This window comes from Streptomyces atroolivaceus (genome assembly GCF_000717025.1).
GTDB classification, from domain to species: Bacteria; Actinomycetota; Actinomycetes; order Streptomycetales; family Streptomycetaceae; genus Streptomyces; species Streptomyces atroolivaceus.
The window spans coordinates 1-4,344 of the sequence record NZ_JNXG01000041.1; the positions used below are offsets into that span (position 1 = coordinate 1).

The window sequence follows — 4,344 nt, forward strand, 5'->3', positions numbered from 1 at the left end:
CGACACATCCACCGGCGCCAGATCCAGCACACCCCCCACCGGAAAACCCGGCCCCCGCAACGAGAACTGCTCCCACAACCGCCAACGCCCACCGGGCAGCAGAGTGCCGTCGTCACTCATGTGCCACCCCTGCCGGGACCTCGGTGAGCTCCTCGGCGACGATCTCCGCCAGCTCCGCGGGGGTGGGGTAGGCGAAGACCAAGGCGACGGCGACCTCGGCGCCCACCGCCTCCTGGAGCCGGCCGGTGATCTGGAACGCGGTCAACGAGTCCCCTCCCGACTCGAAGAAGTCGGCGCACTCGTCCAGTCCCTCGTTGTTCAGCGCCTCCTGGAAGAGGCCGGTGATCAGTACGGTCAGACCCGCGGTGGTCCGCAGCTCCTGCACAGTGGTCCGGTCCTGAACGCTCACAGTGACTCCTTTGACATCGTTGAAGGTGATGGCAGTGCCGAGAGGGACGTGGGACGCGAGTAGGTGGCCGGGGACGGGACGAGTGGCGGCGCGGAATGCGGGCCCGGCCCGGCGGCCGAGCCTGCCGCCACGCCCATGGCGGCGAGGGCGGACGGTGAATTGCCGCCGGAGATCACCACTGCCGTACGTCCCCTGAAGCCGCGCTGGAGCGCGCCGGCCAGGGCTACGCTGCCGCTCGGTTCGGCGGGGACGCCGGCGCGGTGCAGCAGTTCCATCGCACCGAGCACCTCCTCGTCGTCGACGGCGATCAGCTCGTCGACACGCCGCTGGACGATGGGGAAGATGACCTCACCGGGCCGTTGCCCGCGCAGTCCGTCGGCGACGGTGCGCGAGGCGGACAACTCCACCGGTCGCCCGGCGGCGACCGATACCGCGTAGCGGCGGGCCTCTCGGGGCTCCACGCCGATGATCCGCACCGGACGCCGGGGGCGTCCGGTGAGATCGGCCGCCAGGCAGCTGCCGGCCAGCAGCCCGCCACCGCCGACCGGGACGAAGAGCAGGTCGAGATCGGGCTCCTCCTCCAGGATCTCCAGTGCGACGGTCCCCTGTCCGGCGACGACATGCTCATCGTCGGAGGACGGCACGAGCAGAGCCCCGGTGTCCGCGGCCAGTTGTCGGGCGAGCTGGTCGCGTGCCGCGACGCCGCCTTCCACCGTCAGGACCCGGGCGCCGAGTGCGCGGATCGCGTCGGCCTTGGCCCGGCCGGCTCCGGCAGCCATCACCACGGTGGCCTCGGCGCCGGTCCGGCGGGCGAGTGCGGCCACCGCTATGCCGTGGTTCCCGGAGGAGCCGGCGACCACCGCTCCGGCTGCCCGGCCCAGCATCGCGTTGGCAGCGCCTCGCGCCTTGAACGAGCCTCCGTGCTGCAGGTGTTCGGCCTTCAGCAGCAGTCCGGACGGGCTCGGCGGACCCAGCAGTCCATCGGCGCTCAGCAGTGGCGTACGGCGTACCGGTCCGCGAATCCGCTCGGCCGCCGCCCGTACCTCGTCCGCGGCGAGGCGGACACCGGCGGCGGTCACCGCGTCCGTCCCGGGAGCGGCGGGCCGGCGCCGCGCAGCGCTGCCCGGTCCGTCTTGCCCGTGCGAGTGGTGGGCAGCCGTTCGATGCGGTGGAAGCGGCGCGGCATCATGTGGGTGGGCAGGAAGCCCGCCAGATGTCTGCGCAGCTCCGCATCCGTGACCGACTCCAGCTCACCGGTGACATGGGCGTGGAGGAACATCCTCCCCCGGTCGTCAGGTTCCGCGGTGACCACGGTGCCGGTCACGCGGGGGTGCCCGAGCAGCACCCCTTCGATCTCCGCCGGATCGACCCGGTAACCCCGGATCTTCACCTGCCGGTCGGAGCGGCCCAGATACTCCAGCACACCGTCCGGTCTGCTCCGCGCCAGATCGCCGGTGTGGAAGGCGCGGGCGCCCGGCGGTCCGCCGGGGTCGGGGCGGAACCGGTCGGCGGTGAGCGCGGGCAGCCCCCGGTAGCCGCGTGCCACCCCGACGCCGCCGAGGGCGATCTCGCCGATCTCTCCCGGGGGCACCTCCCGTCCGTCGGGGCCGATCAGTCTCGCCGTCATCCCGTCGACGGGGGTCCCGACCAGATCGGCGGCGGTCTCCGGCTCGGGCGGCACCGCGTAGCGGGTGGCGGTCATGGTGCACTCGGTGGGGCCGTACTGGTTGACGAGGCCGCCGGACAGCACCCGGCGGGCGCCGGAACCGAGGAACGGCAGCAGCGACTCGCCGCTGGAGACGACCAGACGCAGCCCGCCCAGCCGCTCCCCGGCCCGGTCCTGCTGGGCGAGGAAGGTCAGGAAGGAAGGCGTGACGCTCAGCAGCGTGTTGACGCCGTACTCGCGCAGGGTCTCCGCGAAGCTGTCGGCGCGCAGCAGGGTGCTGCGTTCCGCCAGTACCACGGTGCCCCCGGCCACCAGTGGGGCGAAGGTGTCGCGGATGGAGGCGTCGTAGCCGAGCGGTGCGACCTGGAGCGCCACCGTATGCGGACCGAGGCCGTAGTCGCGGGCGATGAAGCGGAGATAGGAGTCGAGACCGGCGCGCTCGATCAGCACCGCGTTGGGGGTGCCGGTGGAGCCGGAGGTATGGCTGACATAGGCCAGCTGGCGTCCGCAGACGTCCGGTAACCCGTCGGCGGCCGGGTGAGACCCGATGCTCGCGTCGACATCGTCGGGGATCTCGGAATCGTCCATCTCGTCGAGGTCGATCACCGGTCCGTCCACACGCAGGTGCAGGGTCTGCCGCAGGGCACTGCGGGTGAGCAGGCTGGTGGCGCCGGCGCTGTGGACCATGGCTGCCAGCCGGGGCGGCGGCTGGGTCACGTCGAGCGTGAGGAAGGCGCCTCCGGTGCGGAGCACCGCCGCCACCGCCACCACACTCTCCGGCCCCGGTTCGAGTGCGATGGCGCAGACCTGTTCCCGGCCGACTCCACGGGCGGTCAGGGTGTGGGCCATCCGGTCGGTCCAGGCGTCGAGCCGGCGGTAGCTGAAGGAGGTGTCGCCGGTGCGCAGCGCGATGGCCTCCGGGGTGTGCACGGCATGCGCGCGTATCGCGTCCAGGAAGCTCACCATGACGGCACTCCCCCCTGCTGGTGCTCCTGGTCGACGGCGACGAAGCGGAGTTCGGAGGTGTAGGCGTTGCCCTGGTCGTCGGTGAGCCAGGCGTGTTCCGGGGTCGGCAGCATCTCGGTGACGGTCAGCTTCGCCAGCGGATCCGTCGGGGCGGAGCGCGAAGCGGTCCATGACGCGGTTGGTGAGGGCGTGGCTGAAGACGTCCAGCACGTCGAACTCGCTGCCGTCCGGCAGCAGGGCCGTGAGCCGGCCGTCGCGGTCGGCGACGGTGACCTCGGCACTGAGGACGGTGCGGTCCCGGTGCGGGTCACTGGTGTGCTCGGCGACTGCGACGAAGTAGTCCTCCGGGCGGTCGAGGGCGGGGCGGCTGCGCGCCGACCACTTCAGCGGGAGTTCCTTGGGCAGCATCGGCATCAGCCGGGGCCCGGGGAAGTCCCGGCCGGTCTCGGCGATCAGCTCGTCGACGGCCGGGTGCTGATTGACGAAGAGCGAGGCGGCCACGGTGTTCATGGCGATGTGCAGCTCGCCGAGGACGAGTTCGAACTCGCCACGTTCCACCGCGGCGGCGTCCTTGGCCATGATCAGGATGTCGGGGCTGACATAGCGCGAGAGCGACCAGCCGTCGCGCGGACCGTCGAACTCCTCCCGGACCCGTTCGGCGATGTCCGCCGAGGACAGCTGCACCCGGCGGGCGCCTTCCGGGGCGTTGATGATCCTCGCCCAGCGCTCGCGCAGTTCGGCGCCGATCCGGTCCGCCTCCGGCATGGAATCGGCGTGCGGGGCCGGCAGGCAGGCGAACCAGAGCGAGGCGAGATCGGTGGTGGGGCGGTCGCCGCGCACCCGGTCGAAGGACTCGCGGATACGGGCGCGCATGGACTCCGCGTAGCGGCTGGTGAGCCAGCCCACGGCGGTCAGGCACAGTGAGAGCGGCGTCAGCTCGTCCAGGACGGCGGGGCTGAGCCGGGCGGTGGCGGAGCGTCGGGTGTCGGAGTAGACGAGTGAGCGGTTGGGCGCGGTGCGGGTGCCTTTTGCGCGCTGGGAGGCGGTGTCGGTGATACGGGTGAAGTCCTCCTCCAGCCCGGCCAGCGCCTCGCACAGGGCGGTCGCGTCACGCCCCGCCGCCTGCACCCGGTCACGACCCCGCTCCAGAACCTCCAACGGCTCCAGCGCCCGGTCCCGCAGACCCGGATCACCGACCCGCTCCAGAACCGCACGCAACTCCCGCTCCGGACGGGCACCCGAGGGAACCTTCGCCAGCGCGTCGATCGACCAACTGGAGAAGAACACCGACGACGAAGCCGTC

General features: G+C 72.1%; 3 protein-coding genes. All 3 read right to left on the reverse strand.

Annotation, left to right across the window (positions count from 1 at the left end):
• Window positions 1–112: 112 nt before the first annotated feature.
• The gene (locus OO67_RS35265) at window positions 113–409 is read right to left on the reverse strand and encodes an acyl carrier protein (protein ID WP_078598558.1); all 297 of its coding nucleotides are present in this window, start codon (window positions 407–409) and stop codon (window positions 113–115) included.
• Window positions 406–1,488 (reverse strand): threonine ammonia-lyase, encoded by a 1,083-nt coding sequence (locus tag OO67_RS35270; RefSeq protein WP_078598560.1) that lies wholly within the window; start codon window positions 1,486–1,488, stop codon window positions 406–408. The genes OO67_RS35265 and OO67_RS35270 overlap by 4 nt, the downstream gene beginning before the upstream one ends.
• The coding region (locus OO67_RS41020) for an amino acid adenylation domain-containing protein (protein ID WP_244300507.1) at window positions 1,485–4,344 on the reverse strand (2,860 nt) is incomplete at its 5' end. The genes OO67_RS35270 and OO67_RS41020, both read right to left, overlap by 4 nt.